Here is a 21,088-nt window from a genome sequence, read left to right on the forward strand (position 1 = left end):
ATAAAACTTCAAAAGATACTAGAACTCAATATCGCTATTTTTTCATTTAAAAACACAATAAAAAACAAAAAAAATAGGTGATACCTTTCAAAAAAAGTATCACCTAAAATATAATCTCAATTATCTTCTATCTTCTTTAGAATTTATAGCCTAAAGTTAATGCCACCTTTGTCGTATTTGTTTTCATTGTAGCCGGCTCGGCCTTAATTAAATACTCACCAGGATTATCCCCCGGTATACTCGAGAATGCATAAACATCTTGTTTATGCGTTTTGAATACACAAGCTATATCTGTATAAAAATTTGGTGTAAACCGATACCCCAAACCCACTGTATAATAGCTCATACTCTGATCAAGTGTAAAATGAGGAATTGTTCCGGCTGTAAAGATTTGTTCTGATCCATTTTTGTAAGAACTAGCCAAAGGACTTCCTGTCCATCCTCCTCCTGCTCTAACAGAAAATTGAGGAGTTATTTTCGCTTCGGCGCCAACACGAATCGTATTTCCTATACCAAAAGCATTATCTATATCGCCATTCGCATTGTCATTCGAAATACCATCAGCATAATACAACTTCATCCGCTTATAATTTGTCAACTCATAATCTACACTTATCAATCCATATTGACCGATAATGGCTGCTGCACTAAATATCCATTTATCAGGCGTACGATATTTATAATCTCCAAAAGCGCCATCAGGAGTATGTGCCCAAACCTCTTCTGAAAACTCAGGAGTATCCGCAGAAGCGCCAGAGCGGAAATAGTCAGTCATTTTATACCAAGTCGGAGAATTATAAGCGACTCCCAAACGGAAGTAATCAGAAGGACGAACGATTACCCCAAGATTGAATCCATATCCGGTTCCATCGGTACTCAACCCATTGACACCATCCTTATCATTCCCCAAAGTCAACAGACTACCATTTTCATATACCTCTTTATAATAAGATTGCTGGTTATAATCCAAATCTGTAATTTTCACAGTTGCTCCCAGCAAAACGATATCAGATATGTTCATACCAAAAGCTATATTATATTGATCGATATACCCGCTTTCGGTTACAATAAGATTAGCTTCACTCATAGGGAACCCACTTCCATCCGGATTTGTAAAAGTACTATAATAAAGCTTGTCATTATCATTATCATTATCATTATAAGCATTCATATACCCAGCATTATAGGCCAAAACAGACATCCAGTCAAGTTGACTATTCCGATAAGGGTCATTGCCGCCAGACCCACTACCTGACGTATCCAACAAATCACCTGCCCTATATTCATTCAGATTTGCCATAGTCGCCGTGTAATCAGACAACGAATAATTAGTTCCGCCTCGAGCAGTCATGGAATAATTCCTTCTGAAGTTTTTTACCCTGTTATAGGACAAACCAAAATTCCAATTTACAATACCGCCATCATTAGAAGTCGGAAAATACCCGACATAAGCTATATTATCGAAATCAAACTTCACTCGGTTATTATTTTCCTTATTACCAAACCAATCAGTCTTAGCTCCAATAGAAGACAAACTCAAAGTCGTAACCACTTCTGAACTGCGATAAACAGCCAACCCTGCCGGGTTATTACTCATAGCGGAAATATCACCACCTAAAGCCCCAAAAGCGCCTCCCATTCCCAAAGAACGTGCCGTGCCGCTCAAGTCATTACTACTATATTTGTAAGCATCCAACATTTCCTGGGAAAAAGCTGAACCATAACAAAACAACAGGACCGAAACAGCCACTAATAACTTTCTCATCTTTCTGTTTATTTAATCAACCAAACTTCAATCATTCTCATCACTTAACGCCTACCACCACCGGAGCGACCACCGCCATAACTACCTCCACTCGATCTACTACTACCGGAGCTTCCAGAAGAAGATCCAACAGAACTACTACGCGAAGGAGACGAATAACTCCTTGACTGATAACTGGAAGAAGACGAACGAGAAGAACGACTTGGCGAATAGCTATTATTTTCGCTACGTGTCGGTGAAGTATACTGACGAGTAGTAACTCTGCCGGAAGAAGACGCGTCGCTATTACTTCTACGGGATACACGTGTACGTTCAGAGTTTACACTGCTACCAGCACTGCTACTGCGAGTTCCGCTTACAGACGAAGAGGAACGACGCCCTCCACTCGTTACACCTAATGAACTCCTATCCGACGAACTACTACGGTTACTTCTCAAAGAACTTGCCGAGGAGTTCGATGATCTTGACGAACTCGAGGATCTTAAAGAAGAAGCTCTAGCCGTTGACGAGCGATTACTCCGTGCACTGTATCTACTAGCCGATTCTCTTCCTGAATTAACATAACTTCTGTTACTCCTAACAGCAGAACGACCGTGATTATAAGAACTATAGTAACCTGAATAATAATGGTGATGATGGTGTCCATAATAGCCACCTCCCCAGTAACCACCGCCCCAATAGCCGGGACCGTAATAACCTCCATACCATGGACTGCTCCAGCCGGCGTAGAAACCACCCCAGCCCCAGCCGAATCCCCAACGAGGGCCGTACCAGGAAGAGTAAGTCCACCATGGACTGTAACTATACCAAGGATCGTACCAGTTATTATACCACGGAGAATACCAGCCTCCCCAGCTATTGCCCATGTTGATATTCACATTTACATTGGCATTGCCGTCGGAGTAATCCGTATCATACCCATAACTGTAATAACCGTCGCTCAGATACAAATCTACCTGATCGGCACCGGCTATCGTAATCTTGCTGGGTGAATGATAGCGAACAATACGTTCGGTATATTCCGCATCGGAACGACGTTCCGATTTCTTTGTTACTTTCTGATCTTTAGAAGGCAACTCTTCAACATAAGTTCCATCCTCCTCGTCCAGATCTTCATCGTACGGTTCTTCTACGTCGACAGATGTATATCTGCGATTATACTCGTCTACATCACGATTTGCATCGTATGCCGAACTATTGGAGTCGGAGGCCGACGCCAATACAATTGACGATGATGACTTCGTTGTTTCCTCCTGTTTGGGCTGTATAACCTTCTCTTCTTTTTTGTCCTTCTTTTTGTCTTTACTTGAAGAGAAATACACATCATCAAAGAATTCCTCCTGGGCTGCAGCACTAAATGCTACCAGAAGCATCACCACTAAAGATGTTAATTTCATGGGTTTCATATTCGTTTCTCCTCTACATTAATATATTTATTCTATTGTTTAGACTATGTTTCCACGGTCAGGGTTTAAATGTATATTCTTAATAACTATAAAAATATTGCATTCTACTTACAAATATAACACGTTCCCAATAAGTATCAAGCATTTATATATACTTTAACTTTAATATTTATCCTGCCATTGCCTATTCATATATGATATGATGCCGTTTCATTTACAAACGCTGCATCTTCATCAGAGAATAAGGCCATTTACAATCGACTTGCCCACTCAAACAACCTCAATCTGCATGTCCTTATAATTTCCTGCTGAGGAAATTACAGTTTCCCGCCTAAGAAACGCGAGTTTCCTGCGGAAGAAACTGTAGTTTCCTGGGCAGGGAACTGCAGTTTCCAAAGCAACGAACTACGAGGAAACTGTAATAAACTATCAACCAAACCACTAGAGCGCTTTCACACATTCCATTTGTTCAACAGAAAGACATACCTGAAACGTAGAAGGCAGAGAATTAGCAGGTTGATTGTTTTTACACTGCCGATAGAATTTATTCCAAAGATAAATCGTATATTTGTCCTTTGGTTTAAAACCTTGTAAACTGTATATTAACAAGATTAATTCTATTTAGTAAATGGGAAGAGTATTAGTTATTGGTGCCGGGGGCGTAAGTACCGTTGCTGTTAAAAAGATCGCGATGAATGCCGATGTTTTTACCGATATCATGTTGGCAAGCCGCACAAAAAGTAAGTGTGATCAGATTGCTGCTGATATTAAAAATGTAAAAATAAAGACAGCACAGGTCAATGCAGATAATGTAGACGAACTCGTTGCATTGTTTAATGACTTCAAGCCCGAGTTGGTTATCAACCTGGCTTTACCTTATCAGGACCTCTCCATCATGGACGCCTGTCTGGCTTACGGTGTGAGTTATCTCGACACTGCCAACTACGAACCGCTGGACGAAGCCAAATATGAATATAGCTGGCAATGGGCTTACAAAGACCGTTTCGAAAAGGCAGGGCTGACTGCAATCCTGGGTTGCGGATTCGACCCGGGGGTAACGGGTGTATATACAGCTTATGCAGCTAAACATCATTTCGATGAAATTCAATACCTGGATATCGTAGACTGTAACGCCGGAGATCATCACAAGGCGTTCGCGACAAACTTTAATCCGGAAATCAATATCCGCGAGATCACTCAGCGTGGCAAATATTACGAAGACGGGGAATGGAAAGATACGGATCCGCTGTCGGTTCACAAGCCGTTGAATTACCCGAATGTAGGTCCGCGTGAATCTTACCTGATGTACCACGAGGAACTGGAAAGCCTGACCAAGAACTTCCCGACTATTAAACGTGCCCGTTTCTGGATGACCTTCGGACAGGAATACCTGACTCACTTGCGTGTGATACAGAATATCGGTATGTCGCGCATCGATCCGGTGATGTACAACGGACAGGAAATCGTTCCGATCCAGTTCCTGAAAGCCGTATTGCCAAACCCGGGCGACTTGGGAGAAAACTATACAGGTGAGACGTCTATCGGCTGCCGCATCCGTGGTATCAAAGATGGCAAGGAACTGACATATTATGTATATAACAACTGTAGCCACGAAGCAGCTTATAAAGAAACAGGTGCACAGGGCGTAAGTTATACAACCGGTGTTCCGGCTATGATCGGTGCCAAGCTATTCATGCAAGGCGTATGGAAGAAACCGGGCGTTTGGAACGTGGAAGAATTTAACCCCGATCCATTCATGAAAGAACTGAATGAGCAAGGTCTGCCCTGGCATGAAATGTTTAACGTAGATCTGGAATTATAATGGCATTACAAGTAGGCGATAAAGCCCCCGAAGTACTGGGGCTCGATCAGAATGGAAACGAAATAAAACTCAGCGACTTCAAAGGGAAAAAGCTGGCTCTTTATTTTTATCCCAAAGACAACACCAGCGGTTGCACGGCGGAAGCCTGTAGCCTGCGTGACGGTTACCAGGAATTACAGGCAGCCGGTTACGAAGTAGTCGGGGTTAGCAAAGACAGTGCCAAATCCCATCAGGGATTTATCTCAAAGCAGAACCTGCCTTTCCCCCTGATTGCTGACACGGACACAGCCCTGCAACAAATATTTGGCGTATGGGCCGAAAAGAAACTGTACGGACGTTCATACATGGGGACTCTCCGCACCACCTTTATTATCAACGAAGATGGAATCATCGAAAAGATAATCGGTCCGAAAGAGGTGAAGACAAAAGACCATGCAAATCAAATCCTTAATTCATAAAAGGGATGGCAAAAGAAGATAATTTATTCGAAGAAGGAAAAACACCGGAAGGTAAACCGGCAGTAAATGCCGACAAGTTAAAAGCGCTTCGTGCAGCGATGGACAAGATTGAAAAGAACTACGGAAAAGGTTCTATCATGAAATTGGGCGACGAAAGCATTGAAAATATCGAAGTGATCCCTACCGGATCTATCGCCCTGAACGCAGCATTAGGCGTTGGCGGTTATCCGAAAGGACGTGTAATCGAAATATACGGACCGGAATCTTCCGGTAAGACAACATTGGCAATCCACGCAATTGCTGAAGCACAGAAAAAAGGAGGTATCGCCGCATTTATCGATGCGGAACATGCTTTCGACCGTTTCTATGCTGAAAAGCTGGGTGTAGATGTAGAAAATCTATGGATCTCCCAGCCGGACAACGGTGAACAGGCTTTGGAAATCGCAGAACAGCTGATCCGTTCTTCAGCAGTCGACATTATCGTTATCGACTCTGTAGCCGCTCTGACACCGAAAGCTGAAATTGAAGGTGATATGGGTGACAGCAAGATGGGCTTGCAGGCTCGTTTGATGTCGCAGGCATTGCGTAAGCTGACCGGAACTATCAACAAGACAAACACGACTTGTATCTTTATCAACCAGTTGCGTGATAAGATCGGTGTCATGTTCGGTAACCCGGAAACGACAACGGGGGGTAATGCACTGAAGTTCTATGCTTCCGTACGTCTGGATATCCGCAAGATCGGAACGTTGAAAGACGGAGACGAAATGAAAGGTAACCAGGTACGTGTGAAGGTTGTGAAGAACAAAGTGGCACCTCCTTTCCGCAAAGCTGAATTCGATATCATGTTTGGAGAAGGTATCTCACATGCCGGCGAAATCGTCGACCTGGGAGCAGAACTGAACATTATCAAGAAAAGCGGTTCATGGTACAGCTACAACGAAACGAAGTTGGGACAAGGCCGTGATGCTGCAAAACAATGCATCAACGACAATCCGGAACTGGCCGATGAGTTGTCGGCTCTGATATTCGATGCTTTAAAAGCATAATATTCTTACATATAATAATATGTATATTGAAACGTGTGACGAAGACCTTTTCCGGGTTTTCGTCACACTTCATATAAACCGGTATTAAGAATTTTCTAACCTTATAATATGACTGACAAAGACAAATATCGCCAGCTTTGCAATAAAGAAAAAAGCCTGCCCCTGTTTTCACGTGATTGGTGGTTGGATACGGTTTGTGGCGAAACCTTATGGGATGTCTTGCTGGTTGAAGAAAAGGAGAAAATTCTGGCATCGTTTCCATTATATATTCCACATCAGGGTATCATAACGATGCCTCCTTACACCCAGACAATGGGTCCCTGGTTTGCACCGGAACCTGCTGACGCAAAATATACCCGGACTTTAGGCAAACACCAGGCTATCTGTAAGGTATTTACAGATGCATTAAAGAAATATCCGCACTTCCTGCAATATTTCAATTACCGGATAACGGATTGGTTACCGTTTTACTGGGAAGGCTACAAACAAACGACACGGTATACTTACCTGTTGAATAACATCCGGGACGAGCAATCTTTGTGGGAAAATATGAGTTCCAATATCCGCCGGAACATTACAAAAGCAAAAGAGAAACAGGGCATCACGGTAAAGAAGGGCATTCCCGTCGACGACTTCCTAAGAATTCAGGCTCTTACATTCAAACGTCAACAGCTTCCTGCACCCAAAGAACGTGAAATACTGAAAAAGATTATATCTGTCTGTCGTCAACGCAACCAGGGAGATCTCTGGGGTGCCTACGACGACAAAGGGAACCTGCATGCCGTAGCTTTCATCGCCTGGCAGGAAAGTTCCGCCTATTACCTGGCCGGAGGAGGCGATCCCGAATTACGGGCATCGGGCGCACATAGCCTTGTCTTATGGGAAGGTATCCGCTTCACTGCACAATACACCGATTTATTCGACTTCGAAGGATCGATGATACCCGGTGTCGAACGTTTTTTCCGCGAATTCGGAGCAATTCAAACGCCTTTCTTCACAATAACCAAAGGGAATCTGAGTTTATTACATAGGGCTTGGCTGAAAATAAAAAAATGGAAATGAACGATCGCACTATACATTATATTATACGCTTCCTTCTCGGAGAAGATATTTCCGGGGAGGTGATTGCCGCTATCGGATATACGGCCGATAGAAAATTATATGATCGTTATAGTATAGTAATCGTTCCCTCGGGATTCTTTAGCAACCAGATATACGGAACCACCGCTTCCCTCCCGGAACTACCGTTGCAGGAAATAGAAGGAACTCCTCTCCTGTTTGGCTCGCCTCAAATAGAACTGATAGGCGATACCCTGGTGATTCATGCAGATATCATTGCAAGTACCTATTTTCTTATCACCCGTTACGAAGAAATTATACAGCGGAATGAGCGGGACGAACACGGACGTTTTCCCGGAAAAAAGTCTTTGCCATATCGGGCAGGCTTCCTTCACCGGCCAATTGTAGACGAATACAGGTTATTATTGCGCAGCTGGCTGCAACGTTACGGGCTTCGGGTGCCTGACATAAAAAAACAAATACAACATATTTATCTGACTCACGACCTGGACGCTCCGACGCTTTACCGTTCATGGAAAGGTTTCATTCGCTCTCTCAGGGATGGAAGAGGATTGAGAAAATCTATTGAGGGAAGATGCGGACCGGTCGAAGATGATCCGTATTATACTTTCCCCTGGATGTTTCAACAGAACAAGACGCTTCAAGATCAGGTGGGGACAGATATCTGCAAGTCTGTTCTTTTCGTCCGTAGCGGAGGTAAAAGCAAACTGGACAAACCCCATTACAGTTTACGGAATAAGGATGTATACAATTTGATACAGTCTGCTTTGTCCAACAATATGACAGTCGGGCTACACAGCAGTTATCAGGCAAGCATTACTCCTACCCTCATCCGAAAAGAAAAAACAGGGCTGGAAGAAAATATCGGTAAAAGTATATACTGTAACCGCCATCATTTCCTGGCCAGTCGCGAACCGGAGGATATGACTCAACTGGAAGCCGCCGGAATTACACATGATTTTACGATGGGATATGCAGATGTAGCCGGTTTCAGATTAGGAACCTCCTATCCGGTACGATGGATCAACCCTGTAAACCGTCGGTTATCTTCCGTCCTGCTCCATCCGTTAACGCTGATGGAATGCTCGCTGGAAGAGAAAAAATATATGGGATTAGATTATGATAAAGCGCTTACTTACAGTCTCGACCTGGTTGAACAGGTAAAAAATGCCGGTGGAGAATTAACCCTTCTGTGGCATAATACCAGTGCACAGGAAAATACAGACAGTTATTTAAGAAAGCTTTATAGCCATTTATTAAACGAACTAGCAAAAAAATGAAAATTGTTACTATTGTCGGTGCCAGGCCTCAGTTCGTAAAGGCGGCCATGGTAAGCCGGGCGATTATGGAACATAATAAAAACAATGTTTCTCCTATTGAAGAACTTCTCCTTCATACGGGGCAACATTATGACGCCAATATGAGCGACATATTTTTCAATAGCATGGGAATTCCCCAACCTGTCTGGCAGTTACAATGCGGAAACGGAACGCACGGAGAAATGACCGGCCATATGCTTATTGAAATTGAAAAGATATTATCCGAGACATTACCGGACTACGTTCTGGTATACGGTGATACCAATTCAACACTGGCCGGAGCCCTGGCTGCATCAAAACTTCATATACCGGTCATACATGTCGAGGCTGGTCTACGCAGCTTCAATAAACAAATGCCGGAAGAGATAAATCGTATCCTGACGGATCATATAGCGACTCTGCTTTGTTGTCCGACTTTTGCGGCAGTAAAACATCTGGCGAACGAAGGAATTCAGGAAGGGGTACACCATGTCGGTGATGTGATGTACGATGCGGCTTTATTATTCGGAGAACTGGCTGATAAATCTTCACAAATATTATCCCAGCATCATCTTACAAGTAAACAATTCAGACTTTGTACTGTTCACCGGGCAGAAAACACGGACAACCGGGAATGCTTATCCGATATTATCGACGCGCTGAAGGAAATTTCGTCTCCTTCTTTTCCTACTATCCTCCCCCTGCATCCCCGTACACGCAAGTGCCTGGAAAAACAGGGTATGCTTTATGCACTGGAAAAACAGGAAGGCATTCAAATCATTCCTCCAATCAGCTTTTTAGATATGGTAATGCTGGAGAAACATGCTGCCACGATTCTTACCGACTCGGGGGGCGTACAAAAAGAAGCATATTTCCATCATACCCCTTGCATCACCTTGCGGAATGAAACGGAATGGGTGGAAACTGTCGAGGCCGGATGGAACCAGATTGCCGGATATAAAAAGCAGAATATTCTGCATTGCCTGGAGAATAATCCGATACGAAAAGAGATAATAGAATACGGGACCGGTAATGCTTCCGATCTAATTATTGGTTTATTATGAAGAAAGTATTAGTCATCTGCGACCTTTTTCCTCCGGCTTTCGGTCCTCGTATGGGATATTTGTGTAAGTACCTTAAGCATTATAACTGGGAGCCTGTCATCCTGACGGAAGCTGTGGAAGAGAAAACGTTCACTTTCCTTGCCGGAAAAGATAAGGTTACTTATGTAAATTATTATACGGCCCAAAATCCGGTTCTAAAGAAGCTTCAATGGATCAGTACGCTTTTTCTTGACCTGTGTTTCGGCTATAAAGATACCCGTATGTATAATGCTGCAAAGAAACTGGTCGAAGGAAATACGTTCGACCTGATATTATGCAGTAGTTTCCGGACTTTCCCGTTGCCGGCAGCACAGAAAGTCGCCGATAAATATAAACTGCCTTTAGTGGTCGATTTAAGGGACATCATCGAACAATATACGGGAGATGAATTTATGTCGCATACGTTACCTTCCTTTTGCGGATTAAACAAATTGTTTGTATCGGTATTCAAACGGAAAAGCCTTCGCGACAGAAACCGGGTACTGGAAAAGGCCGGCTATGTAACAACAATTTCTCCCTGGCACGTAGATATATTGAAACAATACAATCCCAAAGTAGAACTGATCTACAATGGCTTCGATCCGGAACTATTCTATCCGGAACAAAAAACGACCGACCGGTTCATCATTACTTATACAGGCAGGTTGCTTAGCACAGCTATGCGCGATCCGAGCCTGTTAATGGACGCATTAGCAACCTTATCCGCTGAAAATGTTTTTACGGATAAAGACTGCCGGGTTTATTGGTATGTCGACGATGCATCCCGGGAGATCATAACTGAAGAAGCCAGAAAGTATGGGGTTCTGCCTTTCATGGATTTCAAAGGATATGTACCGGCTTCCGATATCCCGTCGATATTAAATAACAGTTCCGTATTATTGTTACTGACCAACCGGGCACAGGGTACGGGACCTAAAGGGGTTATGACCACAAAGTTCTTTGAGTCGTTGGCAGTAGAGAAACCGATACTTTGTGTACGCAGTGATGAAAGTTACCTGGCAGAGGCTATCGGTGAGACGAAGGCCGGACTTGCTGCGACCAGTGTAAAAGAGGTTTGTCATTTTTTGAAATATTATTACAAAGAGTGGAGAGAGAAAGGATATACTTCTTCACTGATAGACAAAAATAAATTGCTCCGTTTTTCACGTGAAGAACAGGCGAAACAGTTCATACAGATATTCGAAAAGATAAATATTCATGGATAAATATATCAATATAGTTGCATTCAATATTCCCTGGCCGGCCAATTATGGTGGAGTGATCGACGTTTATTACAAAATGTTGGCTTTACACAGGTGTGGTGTAAAAATCATCTTGCATTGTTTCGAATACGAACGTCCCCGCTCCAAAGAGTTGGAAGCTTTATGCGAAAAGGTTTATTATTATAAACGAAAGACGGGGATACTCGCCAATGTCACTTTATTGCCATACAACGTATTCAGCCGGAAAGATCCGGAACTGCTGAAAAACCTTTTACAAAATGACTATCCGATATTATTCGACGGGTTGCATTCCTGTTACTATATAAATCACCCCCAATTACAAGGGCGAATGAAGATATACAGGGAAAGTAATATCGAACACGACTATTATCGCCACCTGGCCAAAGCGGAAACGAATCTGATCAAAAAGTATTTCTTCCTGCTCGAAGCCTGGCGCTTTGAACGTTATCAGGATATATTAAAACATGCAGACCTGATGATTGTCGTATCTGTCACCGATACGGATTATCTGCGTAAAATATTCCCTGACAAGAAAGTTGAATATATGCCCAGTTTTCATATCAACGATCAGATATCCGTAAAAACCGGATCGTCAGACTTCGTTTTATATCATGGAAAACTGTCTGTAACAGAGAATACTCAGGCAGCTTTATTCCTGATAAAAAATGTATTCTGTAAACTGGATTATCCTTGTATTATCGCCGGCATGAATCCGCCTGACGCATTACTGGATGCTGCTGCACCTTATCCCAACATCACGATAGAAGCAAATCCGTCTGACGAGCGAATGGATTACCTGACTCATGAGGCTCAAATACATATGCTGATCACTTTCCAGGATACAGGTTTAAAACTAAAATTACTGAACAGTCTTTTTGGAGGAAGATACACTATCGTAAATCAGAAAATGGTTACAGGCAGTGGACTGGATCCTTTATGCTATATCGCCAATACACCGGAAGATATGATAGAAACCTGCGACAGGTTGATGAAACAACCGATGACAGAGGAACTAATCGGGAAAAGAAAAGAGTTTCTGTTCCCGACCTATTCAAACCAACAACAAGGAGAACGACTTTATAAAATGATTTATGAAAAAGCATAACTTATTACATATTGCCAGGTCGCTGTCGGAACGTTTACAGGAGATTGATTACAATCAACTGCCTATCAGCGACTACAACAAACAGTATATTGGCAACCTGAAACCTGCTATGCATTATTATATGAAGATTTATAGTGCATGCTTGTCAAAAGGTTTCGATATTCTTAACCGTTCTCCTCAGGATATCACCTTTGTCGATTACGGAGGTGGAAGCGGTTTTCTCAGTATCCTGGCAAAATCAGCCGGAGTCGGAAAAGTGATCTATCTTGATCTTAATCCGAAATCGGTAGAAACAATTCGAGTATTAAAAAAAGAAACCGGGATCGGCCCTGATATCATTTTACATGGAAATTCCGACACATTGGCCGATTGGTGCAAAGAAAATGATATTCATCCGGATTTGCTGATCGCAACAGACTTGATCGAACATGTCTACGATCTGAAAGCTTTCTTTAAAGATCTTGCCGGCGTAAATCCGGAAATGCAAATGATCTTTACGACAGCCTCTACTCCTTTCAACCCGTATGTAAAGCGCCGCCTGCATAGATTAATGGATAACAGTGAGACCGGAACAGCAGAAATCCCCAACTATTACACATTAAGAAAAGAATATATTGAAAAAAACTATCCCACTCTCTCTGTCGATGAAATAAATAAATGGACGCAGCAAACTCGCGGACTTGTATACCAAGACATAGACAAAGCAATTAAAGCCAATCAACTGCCGGAATTAAAAGATGCACACAACACTTGTGATCCGGCAAGCGGGAACTGGACGGAACGGATTCTGCCGATCGAAGATTATCGTTTTTTGCTCAGTACTCATAATTATTCTCTGAAAGTGGATAAAGGCTTTTACAATACGGACAGGAATAACTCAGTCAGTTCAATTATATGTAAATGCATCAATCTGTTGATCCGAGTTTCAGGAAAAGGGGGTTTTCTGATTGCTCCCTTCATTTTCTTGTCCTGCATCAGACAACGTTCTGAGAGCTGACTGGACATAAGGGCGTTGCAGGTCTTGTGGTTTCAGTAAACAATCATTCCATTGCAGCAAATCAATGTCGATAGGAATACTTTCTTTTAGTTTGTCGTCCGGTGTACGTCCCAACAACCGTTCTATCTGCTTAAATGCATCTATTATCTTTTCCGGACAGTCCGGAGTAAAAGCAATGGCAACCTGATTCAAAAAGGCAGATGGGTTCTGCATATTTACCGGTTCGGTATACACTGCCTCTGAAAAGTGAATCGAAGCAAAATGATCACGCAAAAGTTGATCTGCCAATTCAACATTCTTCTCTTTATCCCGGTTCGAACCGAGACATACTATCACTTTATTCAACATACTTCTACCGGATTTGCTACTTTTTCAGGTTCCAAAGATACAAAACATTCAAGAATTGTTTTGAATTTATTGTTTGATTCACTTCTTGACAGATTTGAATGTTTCATTATTTGACAGATTTGAGCAATCATTGAAGCTATCCCCTTATCAAAGAGACTTCGCCATTACAGGTTCATTTGCCGTCTGCTTTAGCTGACGGATTACAAGTTGTTTCTCCTTCTTTGGCTTTAGCCACATTTCTCTGTAAATAAAGAGACTGTTTAAAAGGGGACTAAAGTCCAGAGAAATAGATCATTTACTGATCCGTCAGTTAAAACTGACGGCAAATAAACCTGTAACTGGGTTTGTCTTATTTATGACTGATAGCTGATGGACAGACAGGGGCATTTTCCTATATTATTGACTCAGTTTTTTCTAAAGTAGAATCAAATAATAAATTCAAAACAGTTTCTCAGGAATAATATCCAATTCGATACGTCCCGCCAGGGGACAATGCTTACAGAACTTTTTAGGCACTGTCGGGCGGAATACCTAAATCTAGGTATTGATTATACAACCATTAAAATATACCTTTGCGCAAGATTTTTGAAAAGATGAGATTATCAGAGCTTCGCACAGGCGAAAAAGGTGTTATTGTAAAGGTAATGGGACGCGGAGCCTTCCGCAAACGCATTATCGAGATGGGATTTATCAGGGGGAAAGAAGTAGACGTTATACAAAATGCACCACTGAAGGATCCTATCCATTATCGTGTAATGGGATATGACGTATCATTGCGCCGTAATGATGCCGCCATGATAGAGGTTATCAGTGCCGCCGAACACGCCAAAGTACAGGCCTCGGAAGAAGAGGAAAAGCGTTCTGCAGACTCTTACATTTCTCCATCCACCGAAGATTTACAAGCAATTGCCATAAATAAAGGGAAAACGATCAACGTAGCATTGGTCGGTAATCCGAATTGCGGAAAAACCTCTTTGTTCAACTTTGCTTCAGGAGCCCACGAGCATGTAGGTAATTACAGCGGGGTCACAGTCGATGCCAAAGAAGGAACCTTCCGACAAGACGGATATACATTCCGGATCGTAGATCTACCGGGTACTTACTCCTTATCGGCTTATACTCCGGAAGAACTGTATGTCCGTAAACACCTTAGCGAAGAACAACCGGATGTAGTCATCAATGTAATAGATGCCTCCAATCTGGAAAGAAATTTATATCTGACTTGTCAGCTTATCGACATGGATGTTCGTTCTGTCATTGCATTGAATATGTACGACGAACTGGAGCGGCAGGGTAATAAGTTCGATTACGAATCTCTATCCCGTATGATCGGAACTCCGATTGTTCCTACAGTAAGTAGAAGTGGTTTCGGAATCGAAGATCTTTTCAAACGAGTTATCAAAGTTTACGAGGAAGAAGATCCGGTAATCCGGCATATCCACATTAATTATGGCGAAGTACTGGAGAAAGGTATTACTAACGTTCGCAAGGCAATCAAGGAGAATGCGAATATAGCAAAAAGCCTTTCAAAGCGTTACCTCTCTATCAAGCTACTGGAAGGTGATCCCGAAATCGAAGGATTTATACAAACATTGCCATGTGCGGAAATAATCCTTCAGGAACGTGACCGTAATGTGACTCAAATCGAAGAGTTATTACTGGAAGATTGCGAAACAGCATTCACTAATGCCCGCTATGGATTTATATCAGGGGCCTTACGGGAAACTTTCGAACAAAATAAAATAAAAGAAGCTACCAGCACTCAGATCATAGACCTGTTTGTTACTCATAAAGTTTTAGGTTTCCCCATATTTATCCTGTTTATGTGGATTATGTTCGAAGCGACATTCCGCCTGGGAGAATATCCGATGGGATGGATCGAGGATTTGGTTGGTTTTATCGGCAACTTTGTACGGTCTCATATGAGTGAAGGACCTTTAAAAGATTTGTTGGTAGATGGTATCATCGGTGGAGTCGGCGGCGTAATTGTCTTCTTGCCTAATATCCTAATATTATATCTATTCATTTCTTTTATGGAAGATTCGGGATATATGGCACGCGCTGCTTTCATCATGGATAAGATCATGCACAAAATGGGACTTCACGGAAAATCGTTCATACCGCTGGTGATGGGATTCGGATGTAATGTGCCGGCAATTATGGCCTCACGTACAATCGAAAGTCGTAACAGCCGGATGATAACCATGCTGATTAACCCGTTGATGAGTTGTAGCGCCCGTCTCCCTGTGTATGTATTATTGACCGGAGCATTTTTCCCTAACAATGCCAGCTTTATTCTGCTCTCATTATATGTTACCGGAATTATTCTGGCTGTCATTATGGCCCGATTGTTCAAACGTTTCCTGTTTAATGAAGAAGATGTACCGTTTGTAATGGAGCTCCCCCCCTACCGTATGCCTACGGCTAAATCTATCATGATCCATATGTGGGAAAAAGCGAAGCAGTATCTTCATAAAATGGGAGGTGTCATCCTGGTTGCTTCTATCATTATCTGGTTCCTGGGGTATTTCCCCCGTAACACAGAAATAGGCGACGTATTCGACAAGCAAATAGCGGAAGTTGAAAATGCCGAGCTGGATTCTACCGAGAAAACAGAAACCATTGCGGAACTGGAACGCCTGAAGAATATAGAACATCAGAAAAGTTCTTATATCGGAATAGTCGGTCAAACGATACAACCTGTTCTAAATCCGTTAGGGTTTGACTGGAAAATGAGTGTCAGCCTACTTACAGGTATGGCAGCCAAAGAAGTTGTTGTAAGTACTCTGAGCGTATTATATACAGGTGAAGAAGAGGATAGTCAAGCTTTATCCGAACGCTTGAAACAAGATATGGATGAAGAAGGCAACCCGGTATTCACTCCCCTTATAGCTTTAAGCCTGATGCTTTTCGTGCTCATCTATTTCCCATGTATAGCAACAATCTCTGCCATCGTCAATGAATCAGGATCATGGAAATGGGGAATATTTGTAGTTATTTACACGTGTGTCCTGGCTTGGATCGTTTCGTTTGTGGTTTATCAGACGGGGAGTTTGTTTATTAATTTAATTAATTAACGACATCAAATTATGTGGCAGGAAGTAGCTATCGTCATTATCGGTTTCATTGTCATTTTCTATATCGGAAGAAAAATATACAGACTAGTTCACCCTTCAAAAGCAGACAAATCCTGTTGCGGATGTACTGGTTGTGCGCTTAAAGATATAAAAAAGGAAAATTCGTGATATTCTTTAAAAGGATGTAAGTGAAGATATATTATATATCCGAAAAACAGAGGTTCATATCTTTCGATATTTAAGAGGAATGGCTATATTTGCACGCTAATCTAACTTAGTATACAACGAAAGAAGAATTATATGCTTTTCAATTCCATAACATTTCTGATATTTTTAATATTTGTTGAAGTAGGCATAAACCTTCAGGTATCTACACTCAAAATAATTTTGTCGGCTAACATTAGTTTTTATACATTTCAGGCGTTAAGCTACTCTATTGATGTTTATAGAAAACAAATAGAATCGACTAAAAATATTTTCAATGACACATTACCCTAGAATACAGCTTATCACTTAACTGGAATAAGAAGAAATAATGACAAGATATATGATTGAAGATCAAAAAAACAATTAAAAACAAATTTATAACTTCACTATCATAAATCTTATACCAAAAATTTGTACTTTTGAAGATATTGACTCCTAAATTTGTCTAAATAAATTATTCGAAAACAAGTATGTTTATCAAAATAGTCCGTCTTACAGAAAGGTTTTCTCATTCTATCGAATTTATAAAAGATTCCATATTATCCATACTTTTCAAAAAAGTGATGAAGAAATGTGGAACCAATGTAAAAATAAAACCTTGCACATCAGTATATTTCGGACTAGAAAATCTAAGTATTGGAAACAATGTCAGTATTCCCAGATATGCTCATATATTTTGTACGGAAGCAGCACTGAACATAGGTAATAACATCGTATTCGGACCATCTCCTACGATCGTAACAGGAAATCATCGAATTGATGTGGTTGGAAAATTCATTGTAGACTCTCATGAAAAACTACCAGAGAATGATAAAGAAGTTAATATAGAAGACGATGTTTGGGTAGGAGCTAATGTGACTATACTCATGGGAGTTACAATAAGCAGAGGATCGGTTATTGCAGCTGGGGCAGTTGTCAATAAATCTTGCCCCCCCTATTCTATTATAGGCGGTATACCGGCTAAAGTCATAAAACCAAGATTTTCAATTGATGAAATAATTGAGCATGAAAAAATGCTTTATGCAGAAGATAAAAGAATTGCCAGAAACATATTAGAAAAAATATACAATGAAACATATACCTAAAGTTTTAATTGTTGCAACCTCACATAAAACAAGGGGAGGCATTACTGCTGTGATAGAAGCTCACAAAAAAGGAGTTCAATGGGAGAAGTTTCATTGTAAATGGATTGAAACGCATATAGATAAAGGCTTTCTATATAAGCTACTATATTTTATAAGATCATTTATTCTATTTACTGCAGTTATTCCCTTTTACGATATTATTCATATCCACACAAGTGAAGTACCTTCTGCAATCCGTAAATGTTTCTACTTTTTCATTGCACGTTTATGGAGAAAAAAAATAATCATACACTTCCATGCTTTTTCACCTCACAGTACTATAAAAACGAAGTTCAGGCCTGTATATAAATATCTATTCGGTCATGCAGACAGAGTTGTACTATTGTCTGAATACTGGAAAGATCAGGTAACAAATGAGTTTCAATTACCAAAAGGTAAAGCGATTGTCATATATAATCCGTGTACCACAATCATAAGTTCAAAATCGTACATTCAGAAAAAACAAATATTATATGCCGGAACCTTGAATCCCAGAAAAGGATATTCAGATATGATCAATGCATTTGCTCTTATAGCTCCTAAATATCCAGAATGGGAAATAGTATTTGCAGGCAACGGTGAAATAGATAATGGAAAATTATTAGTGCAGCAGCATAATATTGAACAAAAAACAACGTTTTTAGGATGGGTAGATGGCAAACAGAAAGACAAAGCTTTTAAAGAAGCGATGATCTTTTGCCTACCGAGTTATGCCGAGGGCTTTCCAATGGCAGTATTAGATGCCTGGAGTTATGGTCTGCCGGTTGTTACAACTCCTGTAGGAGGAATTCCTGATATCGCTATAAACAGAACTAATTTGCTTCTGTTTACACCGGGGGACATCCAAACACTCGCTAATAATTTTGAAGAACTAATAAAAGACCCTTCGCTATACAAAACAATAGCAGATGAAGGGAAAAAATTAGCATCGACAAAGTTTAATATTAAAACGATCAATCAAGAGATAGAGTCATTGTATAATACACTGACGATAGAATAATGTTTATTTGTATTACAAATTCAAATAAACCAAGATAAAAATATATTTAGAAATGATACAAGATTTTGTAAACAGACATTTTTACAGTTTATTCATAATAACTCTAATATTCGGAATTGTGACATATGGATTGATTGGTTTTCAATCCATTGATGAATTATGTGCAGTCGTACTATTTGTTATGTTTATACACTATATGTTCCATACCTCGGACTGGAGAATTAACAAAATATTTATCTACATATTGGGTATATTTATTTTCTATCTCATATATTCATTACAAATAAGCAGCAACTCAAAAACAGCAATACTTGTAGATTTCATCATTCAACTAAAACCATACATCGCCTTTTTTTGTGTATACCAAATAAAGCCGCTATTCAGTAAAAAACAAAATACATTGCTTAATCAATTATGCCTGTTATGCTGGGGGGTATTGGTTCCTTTTGGCATAATAAGTCTATTTTATCCTAATATCCTGGAGTTTATAGCAGGACATCCATCGAATTATGCATCAGCTATCGCTGCACTGGCATTGGTCTACTTGTATACAAGTAATAATACCAATAAAGAAAAAATCATATTTATTTGTATGCTTGCTGTCGGACTCTTCTCCGCCAGATCTAAATTCTATGGCTTCTTTGTATTAGCGACATTCACTATTTTGTTTTTCAGTAATGCTAAAAATTTAAAATTCAATTTCAGAAATAGTATTATAACATTAATAATGCTGGGAATCATACTATTAGTTGCAAAAGAAAAAATTGAACTTTATTTTTTACAAGGTATCTCAACTAACAGTGAAAAGGATTATATTGCCCGATTTGCTCTTTATGCTACTTCTTTCCAGATATTCAAAGACTATTTTCCTTTTGGTTCCGGATTGGCAACTTTCGGAACACATGCATCAGGAGCCTATTACTCCGATATCTACAAAGAGTATGAAATAGATGGCATCTGGGGGCTAAGCAAACATTATCCCTATTTTATTTCAGATACTTATTATCCGTCCTTAGCCCAATTCGGAGTAGTAGGAGCACTCTTATTCGCTATCTTTTGGATATACTTATGTAAAAAAGCATATACTTATTTCAAAAAGACATACGACTCCAAACTTACAACTATAGTTATTGTAGTATCAGGATATTTTGCCATTGAAAATATCGCCGATGCGACCTTTACAAGTAATCGAGGATTATTTTTTATGATGTTTTTGGGACTCGTATTTTCCAATATGACACATAATATGAATCAAAAAGAAACATTATAATTTCTTTGAGAAAAAGGATTTAATATATAATGTTCCTATCTTATATAGGAAAACGACATTATATACCAGATACCTCTTCCACAATCGTCGTGGATCGGTGATCAACCTACCAAACCATTCCAAACCGCAATTAATCATCCATTGTGGCGGACGCTTTTTGGTTTCAGCATAAAAGTCAAAAACTGCACCTATTCCACAGATAACCTTAGTATTAATATTATTATGGTTATGATAGATCCATGTTTCCTGCTTGGGAGCTGTCATCCCTACAAAAACCACATCCGGAGAAAACCGATTAATAACATCATACATTTCCTGATTATCAGCATCCGTAAATTGTTCTTTAAAAGGAGGACTAAATGTTTCGACACAAATATTGGGATATTCTTTGTTTAAACGTTTTCTTATCAGATCTAATGTACTTTGGGATGCCCCCAGATAAAAACAACGTCCCTTCTTCTTATTCAACAAATCCAACAAAAGAAAATGTAAATCGGCCCCAGCCATTTTCTTTATATGTTTTCCTGCAAGCAGACGAGCTGCATATACGATAGCAATACCGTCTGGCAATAAAATATCACTCGTTTGTAAAGCCTTCTTAAAATCAGGAAAACGATCCGTCATTGTCCATGAATAGGCATTTATTGTATTTATTATTAATGTCTTTTCCGGAAATTCTGTAAAAATAAAATCGGTTGTAATATCAAAATCCCCTAGCTTCACTATATCATACATCGTTTATATCTTATTTTTGAC

17 protein-coding genes are annotated in these 21,088 nt (G+C 40.4%); 13 read left to right on the forward strand and 4 right to left on the reverse strand.

The genetic code is table 11. From position 1 onward, the window contains the following. Window positions 1-136: 136 nt before the first annotated feature. Both M1P97_RS12625 and M1P97_RS12630 read right to left on the reverse strand, forming a co-directional pair. Entirely contained in the window at window positions 137-1,765 is a 1,629-nt protein-coding gene (locus M1P97_RS12625; RefSeq protein ID WP_249389274.1) for an OmpP1/FadL family transporter, read from the reverse strand. A 44-nt stretch (window positions 1,766-1,809) separates the two neighbouring features. Beyond that, entirely contained in the window at window positions 1,810-3,171 is a 1,362-nt protein-coding gene (locus M1P97_RS12630; protein ID WP_249389275.1) for a hypothetical protein, read from the reverse strand. A 628-nt stretch (window positions 3,172-3,799) separates the two neighbouring features. Here M1P97_RS12630 and M1P97_RS12635 point away from each other — a divergent pair. The 9 genes from M1P97_RS12635 to M1P97_RS12675 all read left to right on the forward strand — a co-directional run bounded on the left by M1P97_RS12635 (window position 3,800) and on the right by M1P97_RS12675 (window position 13,306). Continuing rightward, window positions 3,800-4,993, forward strand: coding sequence for a saccharopine dehydrogenase family protein (locus M1P97_RS12635; protein ID WP_195374608.1), 1,194 nt, complete (start codon window positions 3,800-3,802; stop codon window positions 4,991-4,993). Next, window positions 4,993-5,451, forward strand: coding sequence for a thioredoxin-dependent thiol peroxidase (gene bcp / locus M1P97_RS12640; RefSeq protein WP_075556684.1), 459 nt, complete (start codon window positions 4,993-4,995; stop codon window positions 5,449-5,451). Before M1P97_RS12635 ends, bcp begins: the two co-directional genes overlap by 1 nt. A gap of 5 nt (window positions 5,452-5,456) precedes the next feature. After that, window positions 5,457-6,500: a recombinase RecA gene (gene recA / locus M1P97_RS12645; RefSeq protein WP_075556685.1), complete on the forward strand. Its 1,044-nt coding sequence runs from the start codon at window positions 5,457-5,459 to the stop codon at window positions 6,498-6,500. Between the two features lie 108 nt (window positions 6,501-6,608). After that, window positions 6,609-7,562, forward strand: coding sequence for a GNAT family N-acetyltransferase (locus M1P97_RS12650; RefSeq protein ID WP_249389276.1), 954 nt, complete (start codon window positions 6,609-6,611; stop codon window positions 7,560-7,562). Further along, window positions 7,559-8,860 carry a polysaccharide deacetylase family protein gene (locus M1P97_RS12655; RefSeq protein WP_249389277.1) on the forward strand — a complete coding sequence of 434 codons (1,302 nt, stop codon included), beginning with the start codon at window positions 7,559-7,561 and terminating at the stop codon, window positions 8,858-8,860. Before M1P97_RS12650 ends, M1P97_RS12655 begins: the two co-directional genes overlap by 4 nt. Further along, entirely contained in the window at window positions 8,857-9,942 is a 1,086-nt protein-coding gene (wecB, locus tag M1P97_RS12660) for a non-hydrolyzing UDP-N-acetylglucosamine 2-epimerase (RefSeq protein ID WP_195374611.1), read from the forward strand. The genes M1P97_RS12655 and wecB overlap by 4 nt, the downstream gene beginning before the upstream one ends. Continuing rightward, window positions 9,939-11,186 carry a glycosyltransferase family protein gene (locus M1P97_RS12665; RefSeq protein ID WP_249389278.1) on the forward strand — a complete coding sequence of 416 codons (1,248 nt, stop codon included), beginning with the start codon at window positions 9,939-9,941 and terminating at the stop codon, window positions 11,184-11,186. The genes wecB and M1P97_RS12665 overlap by 4 nt, the downstream gene beginning before the upstream one ends. Next, the gene (locus tag M1P97_RS12670; RefSeq protein WP_195374613.1) at window positions 11,179-12,309 is read left to right on the forward strand and encodes a glycosyltransferase; all 1,131 of its coding nucleotides are present in this window, start codon (window positions 11,179-11,181) and stop codon (window positions 12,307-12,309) included. The genes M1P97_RS12665 and M1P97_RS12670 overlap by 8 nt, the downstream gene beginning before the upstream one ends. Further along, entirely contained in the window at window positions 12,296-13,306 is a 1,011-nt protein-coding gene (locus M1P97_RS12675; RefSeq protein WP_249389279.1) for a class I SAM-dependent methyltransferase, read from the forward strand. The genes M1P97_RS12670 and M1P97_RS12675 overlap by 14 nt, the downstream gene beginning before the upstream one ends. On the opposite strand, the gene M1P97_RS12680 is transcribed toward M1P97_RS12675, so the two are convergent. Beyond that, window positions 13,235-13,654 (reverse strand): 2-amino-4-hydroxy-6-hydroxymethyldihydropteridine diphosphokinase, encoded by a 420-nt coding sequence (locus M1P97_RS12680; RefSeq protein ID WP_249389280.1) that lies wholly within the window; start codon window positions 13,652-13,654, stop codon window positions 13,235-13,237. The two genes, M1P97_RS12675 and M1P97_RS12680, sit on opposite strands and share 72 nt — an antisense overlap. Before the next feature lie 593 nt (window positions 13,655-14,247). Between M1P97_RS12680 and feoB the strand changes: the two genes are divergently transcribed. The 4 genes from feoB (at window position 14,248) to M1P97_RS12700 (ending at window position 20,332) form a co-directional block, all read left to right on the forward strand. Beyond that, entirely contained in the window at window positions 14,248-16,731 is a 2,484-nt protein-coding gene (gene feoB / locus M1P97_RS12685) for a ferrous iron transport protein B (protein WP_195374616.1), read from the forward strand. Between the two features lie 770 nt (window positions 16,732-17,501). Next, window positions 17,502-18,023, forward strand: coding sequence for an acyltransferase (locus tag M1P97_RS12690; RefSeq protein WP_249389281.1), 522 nt, complete (start codon window positions 17,502-17,504; stop codon window positions 18,021-18,023). After that, complete coding sequence (locus tag M1P97_RS12695) at window positions 18,007-19,062, forward strand: glycosyltransferase family 4 protein (RefSeq protein ID WP_195374618.1); 1,056 nt, start codon at window positions 18,007-18,009, stop codon at window positions 19,060-19,062. Before M1P97_RS12690 ends, M1P97_RS12695 begins: the two co-directional genes overlap by 17 nt. Window positions 19,063-19,114: 52 nt before the next feature. Further along, window positions 19,115-20,332 (forward strand): O-antigen ligase family protein, encoded by a 1,218-nt coding sequence (locus tag M1P97_RS12700; RefSeq protein WP_195374619.1) that lies wholly within the window; start codon window positions 19,115-19,117, stop codon window positions 20,330-20,332. Here the strand turns inward: M1P97_RS12700 and M1P97_RS12705 are convergent. Then, window positions 20,327-21,067 carry a WecB/TagA/CpsF family glycosyltransferase gene (locus M1P97_RS12705; RefSeq protein WP_195374620.1) on the reverse strand — a complete coding sequence of 247 codons (741 nt, stop codon included), beginning with the start codon at window positions 21,065-21,067 and terminating at the stop codon, window positions 20,327-20,329. The genes M1P97_RS12700 and M1P97_RS12705 overlap by 6 nt on opposite strands. Between the last annotated feature and the right edge of the window lie 21 nt (window positions 21,068-21,088).

Source organism: Parabacteroides leei (genome assembly GCF_023369805.1).
In the GTDB taxonomy this organism is placed as follows: Bacteria; Bacteroidota; Bacteroidia; order Bacteroidales; family Tannerellaceae; genus Parabacteroides; species Parabacteroides leei.